Genomic DNA, 23901 nt, shown 5'->3' on the forward strand with positions numbered 1-23901 from the left:
GAGAAACGATCATGACCAGCAACGATCCCATTGTTATCGTCAGTGCCGTACGCACCCCCATGGGCGGCTTCCAGGGCGACTTGAAAAGCCTCAGCGCGCCGCAACTGGGCGCCGCCGCGATCCGTGCCGCCGTCGAGCGCGCGGAACTGGCGTCGGACGAAGTCGAGCACGTGCTGTTCGGCTGCGTGCTGTCCGCCGGTCTCGGCCAGGCTCCGGCTCGCCAGGCGGCCCTCGGCGCCGGGCTGGACAAGTCGACCCGCTGCACCACCCTGAACAAGATGTGCGGTTCCGGCATGGAGGCGACCATCCTCGCCCACGACATGCTGGTGGCCGGCAGCGCCGAGGTGGTGGTGGCCGGCGGCATGGAAAGCATGTCCAACGCGCCGTACCTGCTGGACCGTGCCCGTAGCGGCTACCGCATGGGCCACGGCCAGGTGCTCGACCATATGTTCCTCGACGGACTGGAAGATGCCTACGACAAGGGTCGCCTGATGGGCACCTTCGCCGAGGACTGCGCCGAGACCCACGGTTTCAGCCGTGAAACCCAGGACGCCTTTGCCGTGGCCTCACTGACCCGTGCGCAAGCCGCGATCAGCGAGGGCCGTTTCCGCGCGGAAATCGTGCCGCTGACGGTTACCGTGGGCAAGGAGCAGCGGCTGATCAGCGACGACGAACAGCCGCCCAAGGCCAAGCTGGACAAGATCGCCAGCCTGAAGCCGGCGTTCCGTCCGGGCGGTACGGTCACGGCGGCGAACTCCAGTTCGATTTCCGACGGCGCGGCGGCGTTGGTGCTGATGCGTCAGTCCGAAGCGCAGAAACGTGGTCTCACGCCCTTGGCTGTGATTCGCGGGCATGCGGCGTTCGCTGATACCCCCGGGCTGTTCCCGGTGGCGCCGGTGGGTGCGATCCAGAAATTGATGAAAAAAACCGGCTGGTCCCTGGATCAGGTCGATCGCTTTGAAATCAACGAAGCCTTCGCCGTGGTCACCCTGGTGACCATGCAGAAGCTGGAACTGCACCACGACAAGGTCAACGTTCACGGCGGCGCCTGTGCCCTGGGCCATCCGATCGGTGCGTCCGGCGCGCGGATTCTGGTGAGCCTGCTCTCGGCCCTGCGCCAGAACGGCCTGAAGCGCGGGGTCGCGGCCATTTGCATCGGCGGCGGTGAAGCCACGGCCATGGCCGTCGAGTGCCTGTACTAGGAGTTCCCATGCTACCCACCGATGAACAACAACAGATCGCCGAAGCGGCTCGGGATTTTTCCCAGGAACGCCTGAAACCCTTCGCCGCCGAATGGGACCGCGAGCACCGCTTTCCGAAGGAGGCCATAGGCGAAATGGCCGGGTTGGGCTTTTTCGGCATGCTGGTCCCGGAGCAGTGGGGCGGCTGCGACACCGGCTACCTGGCCTATGCCATGGCCCTGGAAGAAATCGCCGCCGGCGACGGTGCCTGCTCGACCATCATGAGCGTGCACAATTCGGTCGGCTGCGTGCCGATCCTCAAGTTCGGTACCGAGGAACAGAAAGCCCGTTTCCTGCCACCACTGGCCAGCGGTGCCATGCTCGGTGCCTTCGCCCTGACCGAGCCGCAAGCGGGCTCCGATGCCAGCGGCCTGAAGACTCGCGCCAGGCTTGAGGGCGACCACTACGTGCTCAACGGCTGCAAGCAGTTCATCACCTCCGGGCAGAACGCCGGGGTGGTGATCGTCTTCGCCGTGACCGATCCGGCCGCGGGCAAGCGTGGTATCAGTGCCTTTATCGTGCCTACAGACTCGCCGGGCTATATCGTCGCCCGGGTCGAGGACAAGCTCGGCCAGCATGCCTCCGACACCTGCCAGATTCTTTTCGAAGACGTGAAGGTGCCCGTGGCCAATCGCCTGGGCGAGGAGGGCGAGGGGTACCGTATCGCCCTGGCCAATCTGGAAGGTGGCCGGGTCGGTATCGCCGCGCAATCGGTGGGCATGGCCCGGGCTGCCTTCGAGGCCGCCCGGGACTATGCCCGCGAGCGGGAAAGTTTCGGCAAGGCGCTGGTCGAGCACCAGGCCGTGGCCTTCCGCCTGGCGGACATGGCCACCCAGATCGCCGTGGCCCGGCAGATGGTGCATTACGCCGCCGCCCTGCGTGACAGCGGCAAGCCGGCGCTGGTGGAGGCCTCCATGGCCAAGCTGTTCGCCTCGGAAATGGCCGAGAAGGTCTGCTCCCAAGCCTTGCAAACCCTGGGTGGCTATGGCTATTTGAGCGACTTCCCGCTGGAGCGGATCTACCGTGACGTGCGGGTCTGCCAGATTTACGAAGGCACCAGTGACATTCAGCGCATGGTCATTTCGCGCAACCTGTGATCAAGGAATCTATCGATGAGTTATGAAACCATTCTGCTGGACATCAAGGACCGTGTCGGCCTGATTACCCTGAACCGCCCCCAGGCGCTCAACGCCCTGAACGCGCAGATCGTCAGCGAGCTGAACCAGGCGCTGGACACCCTGGAAGCCGATCCGAACATCGGTTGCATCGTCCTGACCGGCTCGAAAAAAGCCTTTGCGGCGGGTGCCGATATCAAGGAAATGGCCGAGCTGACCTACCCGCAGATCTACCTCGACGACCTGTTCAGCGACAGCGACCGGGTGGCCAACCGGCGCAAGCCGATTATCGCCGCGGTGTCCGGTTTTGCCCTGGGCGGCGGTTGCGAACTGGCCCTGATGTGCGACTTTATCCTGGCCGCTGACAACGCCAAGTTCGGCCAGCCGGAAATCAACCTCGGCGTGCTGCCGGGCATGGGCGGTACCCAGCGCCTGACCCGCGCGGTGGGCAAGGCCAAGGCCATGGACATGTGCCTGACCGGGCGCTTTATCGATGCGGTGGAAGCCGAACGTTGCGGGATCGTGGCGCGGATCGTGCCGACCGATGAACTGCTTGAGGAAGCGCTGAAGGTCGCGGCGCTGATTGCCAGCAAATCGGTGCCGATCAGCATGATGGTCAAGGAAAGCGTCAACCGCGCCTTCGAGGTCAGCCTGTCGGAAGGTGTGCGTTTCGAGCGCCGGGTATTCCACGCGGCGTTCGCCACCCAGGATCAGAAGGAAGGCATGGCGGCGTTTATCGCCAAGCGTGAGGCGCAGTTCAAGGACAGTTGAGTCGCAGGATGATTGGGTAGGGTGGATGAGTGTGGCGAGCGGGCTTGCCCGCTCGCCATAAGGCCGTGCTCTGCAGTTACACCAGGTAGTGCTTCAGTTCCCGTGCGATCAGCATCCGCTGAATCTCACTGGACCCTTCATAGATCTGGGTGATCCGCGCATCCCGGTAATAGCGCTCCACCGGATAATCTTCCAGATATCCGTACCCACCATGAATCTGCATGGCCGAGGAGCAGACCTTCTCGGCCATTTCCGAGGCGAACAGCTTGGCCTGTGAAGCTTCCGACAAACAGGGTTGCCCGGCACTGCGCAGGCGCGCCGCGTGCAGGATCAGCAGGCGTGAGGCATTGATCCGGGTGTGCATGTCGGCCAGCAGGTTGGCGATGCTCTGGTGCTCGATAATCGGCTTGTCGAACTGTACCCGTTCCCGGGCATAGGCCAGCGCCGCTTCGAATGCGGCCCGGGCAATGCCCAGCGCCTGGGCGGCGATACCGATACGACCGCCTTCCAGGTTCGACAGGGCAATGGCCAGGCCCTTGCCGCGTTCGCCCAGCAGGTTGGCTTCAGGCACGCGGCATTGGTTGAGGGTCACCGCGCAGGTATCGGAGGCGCGGATGCCCATCTTGTGTTCGGTACGATCGACGATAAAGCCCGGCGTATCGGTGGGCACCAAAAACGCCGAGAGGCCTTTCTTGCCCAACTCAGGATCAGTGACGGCAAATACAATCGCCAGCTCGGCGCGCTTGCCGTTGCTGACAAACTGTTTTGCGCCATTGATCACCCACTCGCCGTCCTTCAGTTCGGCACGGGTTCGCAGGTTGTGGGCCTCGGAGCCGGCCTGGGGTTCGGTGAGGCAGAAACAGCCGATGGCCTGGCCGGTGGCGAGGCGTTCCAGCCAGGTTTCTTTCTGGGCCTGGCTGCCGTAGTTGAGGACCGGTCCGCAGCCCACCGAGTTGTGAATGCTCATCAGGGCGCCGGTGGCACCGTCACCGGCGGAAATTTCTTCCACGGCCAGGGCGTAGGCCACGTAGTCGACATAGGTGCCGCCCCATTCCTCGGGCACCACCATGCCCAGCAGGCCCAACTCGCCCATCTTGGCGACCAGGCCGTCGTCGATCCAGCCGGCTTTTTCCCAGGCCTGGGCATGGGGCGCGATTTCACCACGGGCGAAGTCCCGGGCCATGTCGCGGATCATCACTTGTTCTTCGCTCAGTTCGATATCGTGCATGGTTCAGTTCCCGCTCGTCTCGAAGTCATGGAAAAAGCTGGCGACTTGTTCGGCATCCAGTTCGCGCAAGGTCGGTGGGTTCCAGCGGGGGGACTTGTCCTTGTCGATCAGCAGGGCGCGCACGCCTTCCATCAGGTCGCCACGGTCGAACCACTGGCGATCCAGGTGCAGTTCCAGGGCGAAACAGTCCTCCAGGCTCAGGTGGCGGCCACGGCGGAGCATTTCCAGGGTGACGGCCATGGCCAGGGGAGAGCGGCTCTCCAGCAGGTCGGCGGTTTCCCGAGCCCATTCATGGCTGTCGGCGACGGTCACTTCGCGCAGTTGCTCAACCATGCTCGGGACATCCGGCAGGGCGAAGAAGTGGTCGATGGCCGGGCGCAACGCGTCGAGCGGCGCATCGGGCAGGGTTTGCACGGCGAGTTTGGCCAGCAGGCCCTGGAGGTCCTTGAGCGGTGTTTCGTGCCACTGCAAGCGGTCGAGGCGTTCGTCCAGTTGGGCCAGTTTGTCGCTGGTCAGGTACCAGTCGGCCAGGTCGCAGTAGAGGGCGTCGGCGGCGCGGATCTGTACGCCGGCGACCCCCAGGTAGATGCCCAGTTCGCCGGGAATACGCGGCAGGAAATGACTGCCGCCGACATCCGGGAAATAGCCGATGGCGACTTCCGGCATGGCCAGGCGACTGCGCTCGGTGACCACCCGCAGGTCGGTGCCTTGTACCAGGCCCATGCCGCCACCGAGGACAAAGCCGTCCATCAGCGCCAGCACCGGTTTGCGGTAGCGGTGGATCGCCAGGTCCAGGGCGTACTCCTCGACGAAGAAATCTTCGTGCAGGCGCCCGCCGCTCTGGTAGCTGTCATACAGCGAACGGATATCGCCGCCGGCACAGAAGGCCCGCTCACCGGCACCGCGCAAGACCACCGCGTTCACCTCGGGGTCGTGGGCCCAGGCGTCGAGCTGCTGCTGCAGGGCGCGGATCATGTCCAGGGTCAGGGCGTTGAGGCCGGCGGGGCGGTTGAGGGTCAGGTGACCGATATGGTTGCGCACGTCGGCCAGGACATCGGCGCCGGTGGTGTCGAGGTCCGGGGTGGCGGAGGATGAAACCCGAGCAGTCATTGCTAACTCCCTGCTTTTATTGTCTTTTTTTGATGTGTTCGGCGGGCGAACGATACCCGATCGTAGCAGTGCAAATTTGCCGTGTACAACCCGAATATTCGCAGGTCGAATCTGCGTTTTTGCCTGGATCGATTCGGTGTGCAGATGCCGCCCCTAGACCTTAGTCGTGCCTGGGCTTCAACGCGAACAAGGCCGTACAATGCGCGGATGCAGGACCCCGCGCAAAGCAGACGACTGCAAGCGTTTCTCTCTGACCGTTTGAAGTGAGGCAAGCCATTTATGGCGGATGTTCGTGACCTGTCGATCATTCTGGATCGTATCGACCAGGCAATTATCGAGGTGCTGCGCCACGATGGGCGTATCACCTACCAGAAGCTCTCCGAACGTGTGCACCTGACCCCCCGACCTTGCCTGGAACGGGTGCGCAAGCTGGAGCAGTTGGGTGTGATCCGCGGCTATGGGGCGATTATCGACGAGAAGAAACTCTCGGCGGGGTTGTCGCTGCTGGTGCTGGTGGCGTTGTCGAACCAGAGCGGGCGGGCGGCGCAGAAGGCCTTCGAGGCCAAGACCCGAGACTGCCCTCAGGTGCTGGAGTGTCACTTGATCAGCGGTGCGTTCGACTACAGCCTGCGCATGCGTTGCCGCGACATGGAGCATTATCGGGTCCTGACGGAAACCTGGCTGGAAGACCCGGAGCTGCATATCGACAAATTGGTCAGTCATCCCGAGTTGGCCATGGTCAAGACTTCGATGGAATAGCGGGTGGTGCCTGGCGGGGGATTGCGTCGAAAAACCTGTCGATCAACCGTCATCTGCCAACCCTGTTCTTGGCCTGAAAATGTTTCGGATGCCCAGGGGAATGAAAAAGGGCTGCAAAGTCAGTGTTCTGGCTCGGAAAAGCGGTAGAACTGTCATTTCTGACAGTTGTGGGGCGCGGCGATGAACGATTGAATAGCCGGCAGCCCCACCTGCCGGCACGGTATGGAAGGGCGCCACTCCCAGGGAGGACCCGCTCATGATACTGGAGGGACTGCGAGGCTATCGACTTGGCCCGGCGGGCGAAGCGGATTCGACGTTTGGGCAGTCGGGTACGGTCAGGTTGCAGTTCCCCGGTTGTCTGTCGAGCCTGGCCAATGACGTAGTGGCCTGTGCCGATGGCAAGGTCCTGGTGGCACTCAAAGTGGGTTTTGCCGACGGTTGCCGTTTTGGTCTGGCCCGCCTGCATGAGGATGGTGCGCCGGACGCTTCCTTCGGTGACGGCGGTTTTGTCTGCGGTAGCTTCCAAGCCGGTATCGAGGCCATGGCCAGTAGCGTGCAGTTGCTCGCCGATGGACGCATCCTGCTGTTCGGCCTGCACTACCTGGACGACGAGCATACCTTGCCGGGCGTGGCGCGGTTTGACGCCGATGGACGCCTGGATCCGACCTTCGGCGACCAGGGCGTGAAGGTGCTGCGCTTGCCCGGCGGCCTCGCCGAGGGCCCGCGGGACGGCTGGTTACCACCAGGCCTGCCGGGCGTCGAGGCCTGCGCGGGCGTGGTGCAGGAGGACGGCAAGATCCTGCTGATCGCCAACCACACCTACACCTTCGCCGACTATGTCGGATTATTGATCCGTCTTCAGCCCGACGGCACCCTGGACCCGGCGTTCAACGGGCGGGGGTTTGTCGTGGTGCGGCATTTGTTGATGAACTCCTGGCTGAGCTGCGTCCGGGTCCAGGTCGACGGCAAGATCCTGGTGGGTGGCTCGGTGGGCTTTCCCCAGTTGGGACTGATGGTGCGCTACGAGGCCGACGGTCGTCTCGATCATGACTTTGGCGACCTGGGGTTTCTCTCGTTCGGCTTTGCCGGGGCCAGCTCCCTGGTAACAAACCTGGCGGTTGGCAATGAAGGGCGACTGCTCTGTGTCGGTAACCGTTTCAATCCCATGCGCGGTGCCTTGCAGGGGTTCAGCGCCCAAGGCGGCATGGACTTCGGTTTTAATGATACGGATGCGGCGATGCTTGAGCTCGATACCCCGGGCAGTCTTTGGGCCGACCTCGTGGTCCAGGCCGACGGATCGATTCTGGTGGCGGGCTCGACGCTGATGGGCTTTGGCTCGTACTTTGTACTGGCGCGTTACCTGGCCGACGGCCAACTGGACCGGGACTTCGCCGGTGGGCGCGGCTGGGTGCGCACGAGCCTGGGCCACAGCCTGGACACTGTCACCAGCCTGGCGGTGCAGGACGATGGGCGGATCCTGGTGGCCGGCCATTCGTTGTTCGGCAGTTTCAGGGCAGTGGTGTTGCGTTACCGGGGCTGATGGGCCTGCACGGGCACACGACCGTTGGGCTGCCGGATCGCTGCGCGGGCATGGGGGTGCCATAGTAAAGAGCAGCGGATGTAAAAAAACGCTCTGTTTTGGAAGGTGGGTATGTGGCGTTTCAGCCTGTTGTTTGGTGTGATCCTCGCGTTGTCTTCTACGGCTTGGGCGGACGATATGCTCTATGACGTTGTGCAGCCGGTCGAACTCGGCGTCGGAAGGACGCAGGTCGAATTGCAGGCATCGACGCCCACTGATCAAGGGTTGGCGTCCTGGATGGGGCGAGGGCCGTTGGTCCTGGCCTTGTCCGGTATCTGGGCGGCCGAGGCGCCGGCGGTCGCCTATCATCTCTACCTTGATTTGCCGCGGGACAGCATTCCCGGCGTTGATGATCCCGGCTACCTGGGGGGGCTGAATTTTTACGACACCCCCGACCGCTACGTGGCCGAGAATCCCAAACGGCTCAGCTTTCTGCTCGACCAGGCGCTGGTCCGCTTGCGCGATGCCGGGCGGTTGACGCAGCCGCCTACCTTGACCTTCATTCCTGTGCGCCCCGAAGAGCCGGGCTATTCGCCGCGGGTCGAGCATATTTCGATCATCATGACATCTGACTGATGTAAAGGTTCCCACTTTTCTGGAGGAAAACCCCTTCGCTGCTACTCTGAGCGTGCTGTTGATTGTGGAGATCAATTCGTACGGCTCAAGGAGTGAATATGACTGTCAGTCGAAGGAAGGTGCTGAAAGCAGGGCTGGTGGGCGGTGGGATGGCGATGCTGCCGTTCGGTCTTATGAAAAACGCCTGGGCGGCCCCAGGCAAGACCCTGGTGCGTTACAACGTGCTGTCCCAGGAAGGGCAGAAGATGTTGGCGATTTATGCCGATGCCGTGAAGAAGATGATGGCCAAGGATCCGAGGGATCCGCTGTCCTGGACCTTCCAGTGGTACACCCATGCCATGCCCGGCGATCGACCCAAGGCGGAGACCATCGAGAAGATGTACGGCCCCGGTAGCAGTCCGAACAAGGAGTTGGCGAAGGCCATGTGGTGGACCTGCGAGCCCCACGCCAGCAAGGGTGTCAATTCCAATGCCTTTCTGCCGTGGCACCGTATGTATGTGGTGTATTTCGAGCAGATTATCCGCGCTGTTTCGGGCCGGCCCGATTTCACACTGCCGTACTGGGACTATACCGGTCCCTACAGCGCCAGCGGCAACAACTACAGTGTCATGCCCAAGCAGTTTCTGCTGGAGAAGGACCCCGTCTGGGGGCCCCTGTATCGTCCCGATCGCAACCCGGGGTCGAATGCGGGTAAACCCGTGGTCGATGCGGGTAACCCGCTCGACTTGTCCTGCATGAAATGGCCCAACTACGCTGACAAGGGTACGGTGGCGGGGTTCTGTTCCAACATCAATGGCAACCCCCACGGCGCCCTGCATGGTGATGTCGGCAATCAGAAAGGCATGGGCCAGGTCCCTTGGGCGGCGAACGATCCGATTTTCTGGCTGCACCATGCCAATATCGACCGTATCTGGGCCAGTTGGAACAAGAGCGGCGGAAAGAACCCCAATGACAGTGCCTTCCTGAACGAGACCTGGGTCTTTGCCGATGGGGCGGGCAAGGGCATCAAGGTCAAGGTGTCGGAAGTGCTCGACACGACGACCCTGGCCTATCCCTACGTTTATGCGGAGTATGCCGAGCGTCCCAAGGGCAGCCTGCCGTTTCCCTCCGCTCAGAAAAACTTCCAGCTGCGTGCCGAGAGTGTCGCACCTGGCGCCACGGCCAAGGCGATCGCCTTGGGTGGAAAGGCCACCAGCGTGGCCTTGCAGGTGCCCGTCGCCGTCAATGCGCTCAAGCAATCCTTTGGTGCGCAGCTCAAGGCGCTGCCTTCCAACAGTGTCTACGCCTTGTCGTTCGATGCCATCGACGCGAACGGAGAGCCAGGCAACAACTACCTGGTCTATCTGGGGTTGCCGGCCGGGGCCGCGCCGACACCGGAGTATCTGGTGGGCGGCATCAGTATGTTCGGGGTGGGTATGCAGGGCATGCATGGCGGGCATCATGCCTCTTCCACGCGTGTAAGCTTCCTGGTCGGCGAGCGCATACACGGGCTGCTCGCCGCAGGGGGACTGGAGGCCGCGCCCACGGTGACCCTGGTGCCCATCGGTGAGCCAAATCCGGGCACCGAGCCGACGATTGGCAGCATCACATTGCAGTCCCTGGCGGTCTAGCACGTTGGCAGGAGCCGGTCAGCCGGCTCCTGTCGTATGCGTCAGGACTGGAGCTCCGTCCTATCTCTGAACTGCTCCAGCGCCTCGGGATTGGCCAGGGCGTCGGTGTTTTTCACCGCCAACCCGTGCACTACGTTACGCACCGCCAGTTCCACGATCTTGCCGCTGAGGGTGCGCGGAATGTCCGTGACCGCGAGGATCTTCGCCGGCACATGCCGGGGCGTGGTGTTGGCGCGGATCACCTGGCGGATCTGTTGCTCCAGGGCCTCGTCCAGTTCGACGCCCTCGCGCAGACGGACGAACAGCACCACCCGCACATCGCTCTGCCATTGCTGGCCGATGGCGATGCTCTCCAGCACCGGTTCAACCTTTTCCACCTGCCGATAGATTTCCGCGGTGCCGATGCGCACGCCGCCGGGGTTGAGCACGGCGTCGGAGCGACCATGGATCACCATCCCGCCGTCGGCGAATTCTTCAGCATAGTCGCCCTGGGCCCAGACTCCGGGAAACTGGCTGAAATAGGAGGCCTTGAGCTTCTCGCCCCGGGGGTCGTTCCACAAACCCACCGGTATGGCCGGAAAGTGCCGGGTGCAGACCAGCTCGCCTTTGGCATCGAGCACCGGCTGGCCGTTGTCGTCCCAGACCTCCACCGCCATGCCCAGGCTCTTGCTCTGCATCCGGCCACGCACCACGGGCAGTGTCGGGTTTCCGCTGACGAAGCAGGAAACGATATCGGTGCCGCCGGACATGGAGGACAGGCAGAGCTCCTCCTTGATCTGGCGATAGACGTAGTCGTAGCTGCGCAGCGACAACGGTGAGCCGGTGCACAGCAGGGTTTTCAAACTGTCCAGCCGATGGCTCTGGCGTGGTACGAGCCCGGCGTCCTCCAGGGCGGCGAGGTATTTGGGGCTGGTGCCGAAGGCACTGATGCCTTCGCTGTCGATCAGGTCCAGCAGGCGTTGCGGGCGGGGGTGGAACGGCGAGCCGTCGTAGAGCACCAGGGTGGCGCCGACCGCGAGGCCCGAGACCAGCCAGTTCCACATCATCCAGCCACAGGTGGTGTAGTAGAACAGGCAGTCGTCACGGCCCAGGTCGACATGCAGGCCGTGCTCCTTGAGGTGTTGCAGCAAAACCCCGCCGGTGCTGTGAACGATGCACTTGGGCACCCCGGTGGTGCCGCTGGAATAGAGGATGTAGAGCGGATGAGCAAACGGCACGGGAGTGAATTCGGGATCGCCGCCGGCCTGGTAGAAGTTGTTCCATAGCGCCACGTTGGCCTGGGTGCGGAAGTCTTCGGCGCGCGCTTCGGGACGGGCGTAAGGGACGATCACCAGTTGCTGCAAGCCGGGCAGGCGTTCGAGGATTTCGTTGAGCTTGGCGGTCTGGTCGATCAGCTTGCCGGCATAACGATAGCCGGCGCAGGTGATCAGCACCTTGGGTTCGATCTGGCCGAAGCGGTCGATCACGCCCTGGGTGCCGAAGTCCGGCGAGGAGCAGGACCAGATCGCCCCGAGGCTGGTGGTGGCGAGCATGCCCACCAGGGTTTGCCAGGTGTTGGGCATGCAGGCGGCGACCCGGTCGCCGAGGCCGACACCGGCGGCCCGCAGGCTTTTTTGCAAACCCGCGACCTGGGCGGCGAGTTCGCCGTGGGTCAGGGTCTCCCGGCGTCCGTCTTCGCTGACGGCGACCACGGCCAGGTGTTCGTCGCGGCGGCGCAGCAGGTGTTCGGCGAAGTTCAGGGTGGCCCCGGGGAACCACTGGGCGCTGGGCATCTGCGGGCCTTCGTGCAGTACCGCGCTGGCCGGGCTGTGGAATTCGACGTCGAAGAAGTCGACGATGGCCTGCCAGAAGTCCTCCCGGCGCTCGATGCTGAAGCGGTGCAGGGCGGGGTAGTCGTCCAGTTGCAGGTCGTGGCGATGATTGACGAAGCGCCGGAACGCTTCGATCCGGGTCTTGCTGACACGCTCGGCGTCGGGGCGCCAGAGGACTTCGGCCATGGTCTTTACCTTGTTTTTTTCGAACCGGTCTTTGGCAGCGCACGATCATTGTGGGAGCTGAGCTTGCTCGCGAAGGGGGCCGCGAGAACGCCAAAAGCTTCGCGGGCAAGCCCTGCTCCTACAGGTGTGGTGGTGTTTTCGAGAGCGGGTGTCAGGCAATCAACTATTGTGCCAACCAGCCACCATCGATATTCCACGCCGCGCCGCGCACCTGGCTACCGGCCTCGCTGCACAGGAACAGCACCAGCTCGCCCAGGTGCGCCGGGGTGACAAACTCCAGCGACGGCTGTTTCTCCGCCAGCAGATCGTGTTGCGCCTGTTGCGGATCGACCCCGCCGGCGGCACGGTCGTCGATCTGTTTCTGCACCAGCGGGGTGAGCACCCAGCCCGGGCAGATGGCATTGCAGGTGACATTACTCGTGGCGGTTTCCAGGCCCACCACCTTGGTCAGGCCGATCACCCCGTGCTTGGCCGCGACATAGGCGGCCTTGCCCACGGAACCGACCTGCCCATGCACCGAGGCGATATTGACGATCCGCCCCCAGCCCTTGGCGCGCATCCCCGGCAGCGCCAGGCGTGTACTGTGGAACACCGACGACAGGTTGATGGCGATAATCGCATCCCAGCGCTCCACCGGGAACTCTTCCACGGTGGCGACATGCTGGATGCCGGCATTGTTGACCAGGATATCCACCCCGCCGAACTCGCGCTCGGCGTAGGCGAACATCTCGGCGATCTGCGCCGGGTCGCTGACATCGGCCGGGTGATGGCCGACCCGGCCACCAAACTGCTGGACCTCGGCGATGATCGCGCCGGCATCACCGAAGCCGTTGAGCACCACGTCAGCCCCGGCCCGGGCCAGGCCCAGGGCGATACCCAGGCCGATGCCGCTGGTGGATCCGGTGACCAGGGCGGTTTTACCTTTGAGACTCATAGTCGATTCCTCACACGATGCCGGTGGCATAGAAGGTGGCGATCACCACGAAGACCGCCACGGTCTTGATCAGGGTAATGCAGAAAATATCTTTATAGGCTTCCCGGTGGGTCAGCCCGGTGACGGCCAGCAGGGTGATCACCGCGCCGTTATGGGGCAGGGTGTCCATGCCGCCGCTGGCCATGGCCGCGACCCGGTGCAGGACTTCCAGCGGGATATTCGCGGCATGGGCGGCGCTGATAAAACTGTCGGACATCGCCGCCAGGGCGATGCTCATGCCGCCGGAAGCCGAGCCGGTGATCCCGGCCAGCAGGGTGACGGTAATGGCTTCGTTGACCAGTGGATTGGGAATGCTCTTGAGCCAGTCGGCCAGCACCAGGAAACCCGGCAGCGAGGCGATGACCGCGCCGAAACCGTATTCCGAGGCGGTGTTCATCGCCGCCAGCAGGGCACCGCTCACCGCGCTTTTACTGCCTTCGGCGAGCTTGCCGCGAATGGTCCGGAAGCCGAAGATCAAGACCATGATGATGCCCACCAACAGAGCGGCCTGCACCGCCCAGATGGCGGTGATCTTGGCGATATCGGTCTGTACCGGCGTGGCCATGCCCGCCAGGCTGAGGGTGTGGGTCTTGCCGTACCAGAGCGGAATCCACTGGGTGAACAGCAGGTTCATGATGCCCACCAGCAACAGTGGCGAGAGGGCGATCCAGGGGTTGGGCAGGCGGATGTCCTCGGCGGTTTCCGGCTCGTTGCGCAGTTCGGTGCCGTAGCCTTCGCCGGCGCGCTGGGCCTTGTTGCGCTGGCGTTGAAGGAACAGCATGCCGGCGCAGAACACGAAGATCGTGCCGATCAGCCCCAGCCAGGGCGCGGCCCAGGCAGTGGTATTGAAGAAGGTGCTGGGAATGATGTTCTGGATCTGTGGCGTGCCGGGCAGGGCATCCATGGTGAAGGAGAACGCGCCGAGGGCAATGGTCGCCGGCATCAGGCGCTTGGGGATATTGCTCTGGCGGAACATCTCGGCGGCGAAGGGGTAGACCGCGAACACCACCACGAACAGCGAGACGCCGCCGTAGGTGAGCAGGGCGCAGACCAGCACGATCACCAGCATCGCCTGGCGGGTGCCGAACAGGCGGATGGCGGCGGCGACGATGGAGCGCGAGAAACCGGACAGCTCGATCAGCTTGCCGAATACGGCACCAAGCAGGAAGACCGGGAAGTAGAGTTTGACGAAACCGACCATCTTTTCCATGAACACCCCGGTAAAGGCGGGGGCGACGGCGGAAGGGTCGGTGAGCAGGACGGCGCCGAGGGCGGCGATGGGGGCAAACAGGATGACGCTGTAGCCACGGTAGGCGGCCAGCATCAGTAATGCCAGCGCCGCGAGGGCGATGATCACACTCATGGTGTGTCTCCAAATTGTTATTTTTGTAGGTTAGGTCTGAATCTCCTGTGGGGTTTGCGAGTTTTGTGCCATTTATTCAAGCTATTGAAATATATGGGGTTTTTAGTTTTTTTAGTGAGGGAGGTGGACTTTTGTCTCTATAGTGAGACGTTGGTGTGTTTGAGGGCCCCTTCGCTGGCAAGCCAGGCTCCTACAGGAGGGCGTCGAACACCCCTCTGAGGTACAACAAAATACTGTAGGAGCTTGGCTTGCCAGCGATAGAGTGCAGGGCACTCTCGCTAATGAGATGGATATCTCTCTATTGAGACTCGACAATCCCCAACGCCACCATCTTCTTGTACAGCGTCGACCGCCCCAGCCCCAATCGCTTTGCCGCCTCCACGACCTTTCCGGCACACTGCGCCAACGTCGCTTCAATCAATTGCCGATCAAAACGCTCCCGGGCCGCGCTGAACGTCTCGTTGCCCAGCGGCTCCATGGTCCGCTCCGGCGGCCGCTCCAACGGTTTGAACGTACCAATCGCCCCACGAATATCCGCCGCACCCAACACCTGTGCGTCACTCAACAGCGCCGCCCGCTCCAGCACATTGCGCAACTCGCGGACATTCCCCGGCCAGGCGTGCCGGCCCAGCAACTCCAGGGCCTCGGCCGCCAGCTCATGATGGCTGCGCAACTCTTCGAGAATCGCCTCGCTCAACGCCGGCAAATCTTCCAGACGCTCACGCAAAGGCGGCACCTGAATCGGCAGGACATTGAGCCGGTAATACAAATCCGCGCGAAACTCACCGCGCTGGATCGCCGCCTCAAGGTCAGTGGAGGTAGCGGCGATCACCCGCACATCGCTGCGCAGCACCTCGTTGGAACCCACCGGCTCGAACTCCTTCTCCTGCAACACCCGCAACAACTTGCTTTGCAGGGGCAGCGGCATATCACCGATCTCATCGAGAAACAGCGTGCCGCCCTGGGCGATCTGCAGCTTGCCGGGACGGCCCTTGCGATCCGCGCCGGTAAAGGCCCCTGGCGCGGTGCCAAAGAACTCGGCCTCCAGCAAGGTCTCCGGAATCGCCGCGCTGTTGATGCTGACAAAGGCCTTGTGCGCCCGTGGCGAAGCACTGTGGATGGCCTGGGCGAGCAGTTCCTTGCCGGTGCCGGTTTCCCCCAGCAGCAGGACCGGTGAGTCGCTGCTGGCGCCACGCCGGGCCCGGCGCTTGACCTCCAGGCTCGCGGCGCTGGTGCCGATAAAATGGGCAAAGTTGTATTTGGTCTGCCGCGAGCGCAGCAGCGAGCGTGTTGAAGCCAACTCGGCCTGCATGCCCTGGTAGCGCTTGAGCACGGGCGACAGGCTATGCAGCTCGTCGAACAGGGCGAAGCCGATGGCGCCGATCACCGTCCCGGCGGCATCGTGGATCGGCAGGCGCATGACCACCAGAGGCTCCTTGGGGGTGTCCTGCAGATCCAGCAGGATCGGTTGGCCGGTGCGCACCACCTCGCGCAGCAGGCTGCTCGGGATCACGCTTTCGCAAGCGCGGCCGATGGCTTCGCTGGCATTGGCCAGGCCGAAACGCCGGGCATAACGCTCGTTCATCCAGACGATATTGGCATCGCGGTCGACGATCACCGTGCCTTCGCTGGATTGCTCGATGATTTCGAACAGCGAACGAATCGCGAGCAGGCGAACCTGCTGGTAGTCCTTGAGGCTTTCGGTGTCGGTCATGGCAGGTTCGTCCATTGCCGGCGGGCGGCGATCGATCAGGTCGGGGTCAGCAGCGTAGCGGCGAGCAGTTCCCGAGTATAGGGATGCTGCGGCGCATCGAACACTGCGCAGGTGGCGCCGCGTTCGACCACCTGACCGTCCTTGATCACGATCAGGTCGTGGGCGAGGGCGCGTACCACCGACAGGTCGTGACTGATGAACAGGTAGGTCAGGCCGTGTTTTTCCTGGAGATCGCGGAGCAGGGCGACCACCTGTTTCTGCACCGTGCGGTCCAGCGCCGAGGTCGGTTCGTCCAGCAGGATCAGCGCCGGCTTGAGCACCAGGGCGCGGGCAATGGCGATGCGCTGGCGCTGGCCACCGGAAAACTCATGGGGGTAGCGGTGACGGCTTTGCGGATCGAGGCCGACTTCTTCCAGCGCACGGATCACCAGGGCGTCGCATTCAGCGGGGGTGTTGGCGCAGTGCACCTCCAGGCCCTCGCTGATGATCTGCGCCACCGACATGCGTGGGCTGAGGCTGCCGAACGGATCCTGGAAGACCACCTGCATCTGTTTGCGCCAGGGCCGCAGTTGCTTCTGGTTCAGTCCGTCGAGGGCCGTGCCCTGGAAACGGATGCTGCCCTTGGAATCCAGCAGACGCAGGATCGCCTGGCCGAGGGTCGACTTGCCGGAGCCGGACTCGCCGACAATGCCCAGGGTCTTGCCGCGCTGCACACTGAGACTGATGCCGTCCACCGCCTGCAGGTATTCCTTGCGTCGGAACAGTCCGCCGCCGACCTGGAAGCGCACGCGCATGCCCTCGGCCTGCAACACCACCTCGTTGTCGTCCAGCGGCAGTGGCTGGCCCGCCGGCTCGGCGTCCAGCAGCACGCGGCTGTAGGGATGCGCGGGGTGGCTGAACAGGGTTTCGCAGTCCGCCTGCTCGACAATTTCCCCAGCCTTCATCACGCAGACCCGCTGGGCGATGCTGCGCACCAGGTTGAGGTCGTGGCTGATCAGCAGCAGCGACATGCCCAGGCGCTGTTGCAGGGATTTGAGCAGCAGCAGGATCTTGCGCTGCACCGTCACGTCGAGGGCGGTGGTCGGTTCGTCGGCGATCAGCAGCTCCGGCTCGCAGGCCAGGGCCATGGCAATCATCACCCGCTGGCGTTGGCCGCCGGAGAGTTGATGGGGATAGGCCTTGAGACGTTCCCGGGGTTTCTGGATGCCCACCAGTTCCAGCAGTTCGAGAATCCGTGCCTGGGCCGCCTTGCCGCCCATGCCCTTGTGCAGCAGCAGGGTTTCGCCGATCTGCTTTTCCACGCTGTGCAACGGGTTGAGGGAGGTCATCGGCTCCTGGAAGATCATCGCGATGCGGTCGCCACGGATGCTGCGCAAGGTGCCATCATCGGCCCCCAGCAGTTCCTGGCCGCGATAACGCACGCTGCCGTCGGCCTGGCAGCCGCTGCGTGGCAGCAGTTGCAGGATCGAGTGCGCGGTGACCGATTTGCCCGAGCCGGACTCGCCCACCAGGGCCAGGCATTCGCCGGCGCGGATATCCAGGCACAGGTTGCGCACCGCCGGCTGGCCGTTGAAGGCAACATTGAGCTGGCGGATTTCAATCAGGTTGTCGGTCATCGCGGGCGCCTGGTTCATGAGCGGGGGTCGAAGGCATCGCGTAGCGCCTCGCCGATAAACACCAGCAGCGAGAGGATCAGCGCCAGGGTGAAGAAGGCGGTGAAACCGAGCCAGGGTGCTTGCAGGTTCTGTTTGCCCTGGCCGATCAATTCGCCCAGGGAGGCGCTGCCGGCAGGCATGCCGAAGCCGAGGAAATCCAGGGCCGTCAGGGTCGAAATCGCCCCGGTGAGGATAAACGGCAGGTAGCTCAGGGTGGCGTTCATGGCATTGGGCAGGATATGCCGCAGGATGATCTTGCGGTCGGTCAGGCCCAGGGCCCGGGCGGCCTTGACGTATTCCAGGTTGCGCCCACGGAGGAATTCGGCACGCACCACGTCCACCAGGGCCAGCCAGGAAAACAGCGCCATGATGCCGAGCAACCACCAGAAATTCGGTTCGACGAAGCCGGACAGGATGATCAGCAGGTACAGCACCGGCAGGCCCGACCAGACTTCCAGCAGGCGCTGGCCGAGCAAGTCGATCCAGCCGCCGTAGTAACCCTGCAGGGCACCGGCGGCAATGCCGATCAGGGCGCTGACGGCGGTCAGGGCAAGGGCGAAGAGAATCGACACCCGGGCACCGAAGATCACCCGCGCGAGCACGTCCCGGGCCTGGTCGTCGGTGCCTAGCCAGTTCACCGTGGTGGGTGGGCTGGGGGCCGGTTTGTTGAGGTCATAGTTGGGCGTGTCGGCACTGAAGGGGATCGGCGGGAACAGCATCCAGCCGCCATCCTTGGTGATCAGCTGGCGTACGTAGTCGCTGCGATAGTCGGCCTGGAAGGGCAGCTGGCCGCCGAATTCCTGTTCGGTGTGGCGCTTGAACACCGGGAAATACAGTGAACCCTGGTAGTTGAGCACCAGCGGCTTGTCGTTGGCGATCAGCTCGCCCCCCAGGCTCAGGACGAACAGCGCGGCGAACAGCCACAGCGACCACCAGCCCCGGCGATTGGCCTTGAAGCGGTCGAGCCGACGCCGGCTCACGGGCGAGAGTCTGAACATCAGGCGTTCCTCGCGGCGAAGTCGATACGCGGGTCGACCAGGGTGTAGCAGAGGTCGCCGACCAGTTTTATCAGCAGGCCGAACAGGGTGAAGATAAACAGCGAACCGAACACCACCGGATAGTCCCGCGACACCGCCGCTTCGTAGCTCATGCGGCCGAGGCCGTCGAGGGAGAAAATCACCTCGATCAGCAAGGAGCCGGCGAAGAACACGCTGATAAAGGCCTGGGGAATACCCGAGACCACCAGCAACATCGCGTTGCGGAACACATGGCCGTAGAGCACCCGGCGTTCGCTCAGGCCCTTGGCCCGAGCCGTGACCACGTACTGGCGGGTGATCTCATTGAGAAAGGAGTTCTTGGTCAGGATGGTCAGGGTGGCGAAGCCGCCGATCACCAGCGAAGTGACCGGCAACACCAGGTGCCAGAAGTAGTCGGCGACCTTGCCCAGGGTCGACAGCTGGTCGAAGTTTTCCGATACCAGTCCACGCACCGGGAACCAGTTCAGCGAGGTGCCGCCGGCGAAGGCGACGATCAACAGCATGGCGAACAGGAACGCCGGCATGGCGTAGCCGATGACGATGGCGGTGCTGCTCCAGACATCGAAGCGGCTGCCGTGGCGGGTCGCCTTGCGGATGCCCAGGGGAATCGACACCAGGTAGGTGATCAGCGTGGCCCAGAGCCCCAGGGAAATGGTCACCGGCATTTTTTCCAGGATCAGGTCGGTGACCTGGGCGCCGCGAAAGAAGCTCTTGCCGAAGTCCAGGCTGGCGTAGTGCTTGAGCATCAGCCAGAAGCGCTCGGGGGCCGGTTTGTCGAAACCGTACTGGCGCTCGATATCGGCGATCAGCTTGGGGTCCAGGCCACGGCTGGCCCGCGAGGCGCTTTGCACCGCATCGCCGCCACCGCCGAGGGCGCCGGCACCCGCGCCGCCGATGCCCTGCAAGCGGGCGATGGCCTGTTCCACCGGGCCGCCGGGCGCGGCCTGGACGATGACGAAGTTGACCAGCAGGATCATCATCAGCGTCGGAATGATCAGCAGCAAGCGCCGCAGGGTGTACGCCAGCATCAGTGCTGTCCTCCGGAACTGCCGCGCTTGATCAGCTCGGCGGTCATCTGTTCGTTGGTCAGCGGGGTCGTGCTGACTTCCCACCAGGTTTCCACGGCGGGGTCATTGCTGGCCTGCTGCTTGGGGTAACCGAAACGGTTCCACCAGACCGTCGAGGTGCCCGGCGGGTAATAGTTGGGAATCCAGTAGTAGTTCCATTGCAGCACCCGGTCCAGGGCATGGGCGTAGCTGAGCATCTGCGCCTGGGTATCGGCTTTGATCAGGCCGTTGATCAAGGTGTCCACGGCCGGGTTCTTCAGGGCCATGAAGTTGCTCGAGCCGGGGTCGTTGGCCGCCGCGGAGCCGAAGTAGTTGTACAGCTCGATGCCCGGCGAGGTGGTGACCGGGTAGCCGCTGACGATCATGTCGTAGTCGCGGGCCTTGAGGCGGTTGACGTACTGCGAGGCGTCGATGCGGCGGATATCCATGCGGATGCCGATCTGCGCCAGGTTGCGTTTATACGGCAACAGCAATCGCTCGATACCGTTCTGCGCGTTGAGAAAGGTGAAGGTCAGCGGTTCGCCCTGGGCGTTGACCAGGCGGTCGCCGTCGGGTTTCCAGCCGGCCTGTTCCAACAGGGCCAGGGCCTTTAGCTGTTTGTCCCGCAGATTGCCGCTGGCGTCGGTTTTCGGCGCTTCGAAGACCTGGGTGAAGACTTCGTCGGGAATCTGTCCGCGCAGCGGTTCGAGGATCGCCAGTTCCGCCTTGTCGGGCAACTGCCGCGCGGCCAGGGCGGTGTTGGAGAAGAAGCTCTGCTGGCGGATGTACATGTTGCGCATCATCTGCCGGTTGCTCCACTCGAAGTCCCAGAGCATGGCCAGGGCTTCGCGCACGCGGCGGTCCTGGAACATCGGCTTTTGCAGGTTGAACAGATAGCCCTGCGCGGCTTGCGGCGCTTCCTGGGCCAGGTGGGCCTTTTGCAGGCGGCCGTCGGTGAGGGCCGGGCTGTCGTAGCCGATGGAATAGCCGGTGGCGGAAAACTCGCGATTGTAGTCATAGGCGCCGCCGCGCAGGACCTGGCGGGCGACATCGGTGTCGCCGAAGTATTCGAGGGAGAAACGGTCGAAGTTGTAGAGGCCGCGGCTGACCGGCAGGTCCTTGCCCCACCAGTCGGGGTTGCGCTCGAAGGTGATGCTGCGCCCGGAGTCGATCTTGCTCACCTTGTAGGGGCCGCTGCCCAGGGGGGCTTCGTAGCCGCCGCCGTTGGCGAAGTCACGGGTTTTCCACCAGTGTTCCGGCAGCACCGGCAGGCTGGCGATATCCAGTGGCAGCGAGCGGTTGTCGTTGTTCTTGAAGTCGAAGCGGACCTGGGTCGGTGACTCGACCTCGACGTCTTTCACCGCTTCGAACTGCATGCGGTAGCTGAGGCTGCCCTGGGTCATCAGCAGGTTGTAGGTGTAGCGCACGTCTTCGGCGGTGATCGGCGTGCCGTCGGCGAAACGGGCCTTGGGGTTCAGGTAGAAGCGCAGGGACAGGCCGTCATCGCTGCGCTGCATTTTTTCCGCCACCAGGCCATAGACGGTGTAGGGCTCGTCGAGGGAACGCACGGCCAATGGCGAGTAGATCCAGCCGTCGACCTGGGTGACGCCGGTGCCTTTGTCGACATAGGGCAGGATATGGTCGTACTGGCCGATCTCGATAGCCGAGCGGCGCAGGCTGCCGCCTTTGGGCGCGCGGGGGTTGGCATAGTTGAAATGGCTGAAGCCGGCGGGGTATTTGGCCGGTTCGCCGTAGACGGTCAGCGCGTGCTGTGGCGGGGCGGCGTTGGCGGACAAGCCGGGAAGCAGGGTCAGGGCGGTAAGTAGCAGGGATAGGGCCAGTCGCATCTTCAGCCTTAGAAGCCGGTTCGGAGTATCAGCAGGAACATGCACCATGGCGAGGGGGCAAGCCCCTCGCCACAGGAGCGGGCAGGATCAGTCCTGACGACTGGTCACTTCCAGCAGGTGGTAACCGAACTGGGTTTTCACCGGGCCTTGCACGGTATTGACCGGGGCGCTGAAGACCACGGTGTCGAACTCCTTGACCATCTGGCCCGGACCGAACGAGCCCAGGTTGCCGCCGTCGCGGCTGGACGGGCAGGTGGAGTTCGCTTTGGCGATCTCGGCGAAATCGGCGCCGCCTTCGATCTGGGCCTTGAGTTCGTTGCACTTGGCTTCGCTGGCAACCAGGATGTGACGGGCAGTGGCTTTGGCCATGGGGTGATGCTCCTTTCTAGAAAGTGTCGAGATTACCGGAATCAGGCCAGATTTTCCTGGCAAAAGTTCCCGGCGGCGCGGTGTGTCGGATGAACCGCGTTATCGTTCATCGCCAGCAAGCCGGCTCCCACAACGGATCGCGTACTTCCGACGTATGCGATCATTGTGGGAGCTGGCTTGCCGGCGATGGCGGTCTCTCAGGCGCCGACAACCTCCGCTACCTGCGGCTCACGCAGCCGTTCGGCCGCCCCACGCAGTAATTCTTCGGTCGCGTCCCAGCCCAGGCAGCCATCGGTGATCGAAACGCCGTAGCGCAGGTTCGGGCTCAGTGCCTGGCAGCCTTCGAACAAATGACTCTCAATCATCATCCCGACCAGCGAACGATCGCCCCGCAAACGCTGCTCCAGCACATCGGCGAACACCGCCGGCTGGCGCAGCGGGTCCTTTCCGCTGTTGGCGTGGCTGCAATCGACCATGATCCGCGGCGCAATCGACTGCTTGGTCAGGCCGGCCCTTACCTGCGCCACACTATGGGCGTCGTAGTTCGGCCCGCGATGGCCGCCGCGCAGCACCAGGTGCGTATCCGGGTTGCCCGCCGTCTGGATGATCGCCGGGTGGCCCTGGCTGTCGACGCCGAAATGCCGATGGGCATGGGCCGCCGAACGCATCGCATCCGCCGCGATACCGACACTGCCGTCGGTGCCATTCTTGAACCCCACCGGCATCGCCAAACCGCTGGCCATTTCCCGGTGGATCTGCGACTCCGTGGTCCGCGCGCCAATGGCGACCCAGCTCAGCAGGTCATCGACATAACCGGCGGCCATGGGTTGCAGCAGTTCGGTGGCAATCGGCAGGCCCAGGCGCAGCATCTCGCGCATCAGTTCGCGGGACAGCGCCAGGCCGCCGGCCATGTCATCGCTACCATCCAGGTGCGGGTCGTAGGCCAGGCCTTTCCAGCCCACCGTGGTCCGGGGTTTCTCGATGTAGGCGCGCATCACCAGCAGCATCTGGTCGCTGACCTCGCTCGCCAGGTCGGCCAGCCGGCCGGCGTATTCCAGGGCCGATTGCGGATCATGGATCGAGCAGGGGCCGACGATCACCAGCAGGCGTGGGTCTTCACCGTTGAGGATGGCGCGCACGGCGCGGCGGTGGCGCTCGACCTGTTCGCCGAGGCTGGCATTGAGGGGCAGGTGCTGCTTGAGTTGCAACGCGCTGGGCAGGCGTTGGGTCAACGGCTCGTTGGCCGATGGCAGGACGGAGGACGGCAGGGCGCAGAGAGAAGAATTCATGTTCGGGCTTCCTGGGCTGGCGGCGGGTGCTTCCCGCGCGCGGCCCTACTGGGGTGTTCGACAATCAGCCGGACTGGCTGTGAGTGTGTGCGTGCCACCTGTGCGTGACCGTTCGGAGGCGGCGTGCTGTCCCGAGCGGAGGTTGCTAAATCGCCAGGCGCCGGTGATGTCGTAGCGGTAATAGGTGGAGTCGTTCATGTCGGTATTCCTTGATTTAAAAAGTCGGTTGCAAAATGTGGGAGCCTGAAAAAACAAAACCCCCGGTCGGGAGGCCGACCGGGGGTTGAGAATTCTCTGGTAGGCGACCCCTGTATTCAGTGGGCGCCGGTTGGGTATCAGGCGCGCCAGTGGCTAAACCAATACCCAAAATAAAAGCTTACGCGGGTGCCGACCGTGCTCATCCGGGCAGCCGAAACCGAGCGCGAGGCGCTGGCGGTGTGGCGATGGGCGGATTGAGTCAGGTGCATGGTGCAACTCCGTGTGAATGTCGCCGAGCTTACTAGAGCGGTATCGCCCTGTTCAATCAGAAAATTCTATGAGAGCCCGCGAGCAGGCTCTATCGCTTAAATACGCCAGGTGTTTATGACACACTCGACGGATATTTCCGATCTGATTGTCAGGA

General features: G+C 63.5%; 19 protein-coding genes. 7 read left to right on the plus strand and 12 right to left on the minus strand.

Annotated features, from left to right (window positions below; genetic code table 11):
* The first annotated feature begins 11 nt into the window (after positions 1-11).
* The 3 genes from M5B42_RS21935 to M5B42_RS21945 are packed head-to-tail and all read left to right on the plus strand — an operon-like array spanning position 12 to position 3127.
* Positions 12-1202: an acetyl-CoA C-acyltransferase gene (locus tag M5B42_RS21935; RefSeq protein ID WP_103494770.1), complete on the plus strand. Its 1191-nt coding sequence runs from the start codon at positions 12-14 to the stop codon at positions 1200-1202.
* Between the two features lie 8 nt (positions 1203-1210).
* Entirely contained in the window at positions 1211-2338 is a 1128-nt protein-coding gene (locus M5B42_RS21940) for an acyl-CoA dehydrogenase (protein ID WP_248746987.1), read from the plus strand.
* A gap of 15 nt (positions 2339-2353) precedes the next feature.
* Positions 2354-3127, plus strand: coding sequence for an enoyl-CoA hydratase (locus M5B42_RS21945; RefSeq protein ID WP_248746988.1), 774 nt, complete (start codon positions 2354-2356; stop codon positions 3125-3127).
* Between the two features lie 76 nt (positions 3128-3203).
* On the opposite strand, the gene M5B42_RS21950 is transcribed toward M5B42_RS21945, so the two are convergent.
* Positions 3204-4355, minus strand: a complete 1152-nt coding sequence (locus tag M5B42_RS21950) for an acyl-CoA dehydrogenase family protein (RefSeq protein ID WP_248746989.1) — start codon at positions 4353-4355, stop codon at positions 3204-3206.
* Between the two features lie 3 nt (positions 4356-4358).
* Complete coding sequence (locus tag M5B42_RS21955) at positions 4359-5465, minus strand: enoyl-CoA hydratase/isomerase family protein (RefSeq protein WP_248746990.1); 1107 nt, start codon at positions 5463-5465, stop codon at positions 4359-4361.
* A gap of 279 nt (positions 5466-5744) precedes the next feature.
* On the opposite strand from M5B42_RS21955, the gene M5B42_RS21960 reads away from it, so the two are divergent.
* The 4 genes from M5B42_RS21960 (at position 5745) to M5B42_RS21975 (ending at position 9989) form a co-directional block, all read left to right on the plus strand.
* A complete protein-coding gene (locus M5B42_RS21960; protein ID WP_103494775.1) occupies positions 5745-6224 on the plus strand; it encodes an Lrp/AsnC family transcriptional regulator in 480 nt (159 codons plus the stop codon).
* 256 nt (positions 6225-6480) lie between these two features.
* Positions 6481-7764, plus strand: coding sequence for a hypothetical protein (locus M5B42_RS21965; RefSeq protein WP_248746991.1), 1284 nt, complete (start codon positions 6481-6483; stop codon positions 7762-7764).
* 111 nt (positions 7765-7875) lie between these two features.
* On the plus strand, positions 7876-8379 hold the full coding sequence (locus M5B42_RS21970; protein ID WP_152740282.1) for a hypothetical protein: 504 nt from the start codon (positions 7876-7878) through the stop codon (positions 8377-8379).
* Positions 8380-8477: 98 nt separating this feature from the next.
* Positions 8478-9989 (plus strand): tyrosinase family protein, encoded by a 1512-nt coding sequence (locus M5B42_RS21975; protein WP_248746992.1) that lies wholly within the window; start codon positions 8478-8480, stop codon positions 9987-9989.
* A 41-nt stretch (positions 9990-10030) separates the two neighbouring features.
* Here the strand turns inward: M5B42_RS21975 and M5B42_RS21980 are convergent, their stop codons facing one another.
* The 10 genes from M5B42_RS21980 to M5B42_RS22025 form a co-directional block, all read right to left on the minus strand.
* Complete coding sequence (locus M5B42_RS21980) at positions 10031-11986, minus strand: acetoacetate--CoA ligase (RefSeq protein ID WP_248746993.1); 1956 nt, start codon at positions 11984-11986, stop codon at positions 10031-10033.
* Positions 11987-12149: 163 nt separating this feature from the next.
* Positions 12150-12920 carry a 3-hydroxybutyrate dehydrogenase gene (gene hbdH, locus M5B42_RS21985; protein WP_248746994.1) on the minus strand — a complete coding sequence of 257 codons (771 nt, stop codon included), beginning with the start codon at positions 12918-12920 and terminating at the stop codon, positions 12150-12152.
* A gap of 10 nt (positions 12921-12930) precedes the next feature.
* Positions 12931-14322 carry a GntP family permease gene (locus M5B42_RS21990; RefSeq protein WP_248746995.1) on the minus strand — a complete coding sequence of 464 codons (1392 nt, stop codon included), beginning with the start codon at positions 14320-14322 and terminating at the stop codon, positions 12931-12933.
* A 298-nt stretch (positions 14323-14620) separates the two neighbouring features.
* A complete protein-coding gene (locus M5B42_RS21995; protein WP_248746996.1) occupies positions 14621-16036 on the minus strand; it encodes a sigma 54-interacting transcriptional regulator in 1416 nt (471 codons plus the stop codon).
* Between the two features lie 35 nt (positions 16037-16071).
* Positions 16072-17652 carry an ABC transporter ATP-binding protein gene (locus M5B42_RS22000; protein ID WP_248746997.1) on the minus strand — a complete coding sequence of 527 codons (1581 nt, stop codon included), beginning with the start codon at positions 17650-17652 and terminating at the stop codon, positions 16072-16074.
* Between the two features lie 14 nt (positions 17653-17666).
* Entirely contained in the window at positions 17667-18689 is a 1023-nt protein-coding gene (locus tag M5B42_RS22005; protein ID WP_248746998.1) for an ABC transporter permease, read from the minus strand.
* Positions 18689-19756: a microcin C ABC transporter permease YejB gene (locus tag M5B42_RS22010; protein WP_248746999.1), complete on the minus strand. Its 1068-nt coding sequence runs from the start codon at positions 19754-19756 to the stop codon at positions 18689-18691. Before M5B42_RS22010 ends, M5B42_RS22005 begins: the two co-directional genes overlap by 1 nt.
* Positions 19756-21621 carry an extracellular solute-binding protein gene (locus M5B42_RS22015; RefSeq protein ID WP_248747000.1) on the minus strand — a complete coding sequence of 622 codons (1866 nt, stop codon included), beginning with the start codon at positions 21619-21621 and terminating at the stop codon, positions 19756-19758. Before M5B42_RS22015 ends, M5B42_RS22010 begins: the two co-directional genes overlap by 1 nt.
* 87 nt (positions 21622-21708) lie before the next feature.
* Positions 21709-21990 (minus strand): peptidylprolyl isomerase, encoded by a 282-nt coding sequence (locus tag M5B42_RS22020; RefSeq protein ID WP_100939307.1) that lies wholly within the window; start codon positions 21988-21990, stop codon positions 21709-21711.
* A 197-nt stretch (positions 21991-22187) separates the two neighbouring features.
* Positions 22188-23279 carry a 3-deoxy-7-phosphoheptulonate synthase gene (locus M5B42_RS22025; RefSeq protein WP_248747001.1) on the minus strand — a complete coding sequence of 364 codons (1092 nt, stop codon included), beginning with the start codon at positions 23277-23279 and terminating at the stop codon, positions 22188-22190.
* Positions 23280-23901 lie beyond the last annotated feature (622 nt).

The organism is Pseudomonas sp. MWU12-2037 (genome assembly GCF_023242345.1).
Classification (GTDB): domain Bacteria; phylum Pseudomonadota; class Gammaproteobacteria; order Pseudomonadales; family Pseudomonadaceae; genus Aquipseudomonas; species Aquipseudomonas gingeri_D.

What these genes read in the sequence shown, in the direction of transcription:
- M5B42_RS21990 (WP_248746995.1), bottom strand. Translation starts at nt 14,322, where the DNA reads ATGAGTGTGATCATCGCCCTCGCGGCGCTGGCATTACTGATGCTGGCC.
- hbdH (WP_248746994.1), bottom strand. Translation starts at nt 12,920, where the DNA reads ATGAGTCTCAAAGGTAAAACCGCCCTGGTCACCGGATCCACCAGCGGC.
- M5B42_RS21940 (WP_248746987.1), top strand. Translation starts at nt 1,211, where the DNA reads ATGCTACCCACCGATGAACAACAACAGATCGCCGAAGCGGCTCGGGAT.
- M5B42_RS22020 (WP_100939307.1), bottom strand. Translation starts at nt 21,990, where the DNA reads ATGGCCAAAGCCACTGCCCGTCACATCCTGGTTGCCAGCGAAGCCAAG.
- M5B42_RS21945 (WP_248746988.1), top strand. Translation starts at nt 2,354, where the DNA reads ATGAGTTATGAAACCATTCTGCTGGACATCAAGGACCGTGTCGGCCTG.
- M5B42_RS21960 (WP_103494775.1), top strand. Translation starts at nt 5,745, where the DNA reads ATGGCGGATGTTCGTGACCTGTCGATCATTCTGGATCGTATCGACCAG.
- M5B42_RS21955 (WP_248746990.1), bottom strand. Translation starts at nt 5,465, where the DNA reads ATGACTGCTCGGGTTTCATCCTCCGCCACCCCGGACCTCGACACCACC.
- M5B42_RS21995 (WP_248746996.1), bottom strand. Translation starts at nt 16,036, where the DNA reads ATGACCGACACCGAAAGCCTCAAGGACTACCAGCAGGTTCGCCTGCTC.
- M5B42_RS21965 (WP_248746991.1), top strand. Translation starts at nt 6,481, where the DNA reads ATGATACTGGAGGGACTGCGAGGCTATCGACTTGGCCCGGCGGGCGAA.
- M5B42_RS21950 (WP_248746989.1), bottom strand. Translation starts at nt 4,355, where the DNA reads ATGCACGATATCGAACTGAGCGAAGAACAAGTGATGATCCGCGACATG.
- M5B42_RS22005 (WP_248746998.1), bottom strand. Translation starts at nt 18,689, where the DNA reads ATGTTCAGACTCTCGCCCGTGAGCCGGCGTCGGCTCGACCGCTTCAAG.
- M5B42_RS21970 (WP_152740282.1), top strand. Translation starts at nt 7,876, where the DNA reads ATGTGGCGTTTCAGCCTGTTGTTTGGTGTGATCCTCGCGTTGTCTTCT.
- M5B42_RS22025 (WP_248747001.1), bottom strand. Translation starts at nt 23,279, where the DNA reads ATGAATTCTTCTCTCTGCGCCCTGCCGTCCTCCGTCCTGCCATCGGCC.
- M5B42_RS22000 (WP_248746997.1), bottom strand. Translation starts at nt 17,652, where the DNA reads ATGACCGACAACCTGATTGAAATCCGCCAGCTCAATGTTGCCTTCAAC.
- M5B42_RS21935 (WP_103494770.1), top strand. Translation starts at nt 12, where the DNA reads ATGACCAGCAACGATCCCATTGTTATCGTCAGTGCCGTACGCACCCCC.
- M5B42_RS21975 (WP_248746992.1), top strand. Translation starts at nt 8,478, where the DNA reads ATGACTGTCAGTCGAAGGAAGGTGCTGAAAGCAGGGCTGGTGGGCGGT.
- M5B42_RS22010 (WP_248746999.1), bottom strand. Translation starts at nt 19,756, where the DNA reads ATGCTGGCGTACACCCTGCGGCGCTTGCTGCTGATCATTCCGACGCTG.
- M5B42_RS21980 (WP_248746993.1), bottom strand. Translation starts at nt 11,986, where the DNA reads ATGGCCGAAGTCCTCTGGCGCCCCGACGCCGAGCGTGTCAGCAAGACC.
- M5B42_RS22015 (WP_248747000.1), bottom strand. Translation starts at nt 21,621, where the DNA reads ATGCGACTGGCCCTATCCCTGCTACTTACCGCCCTGACCCTGCTTCCC.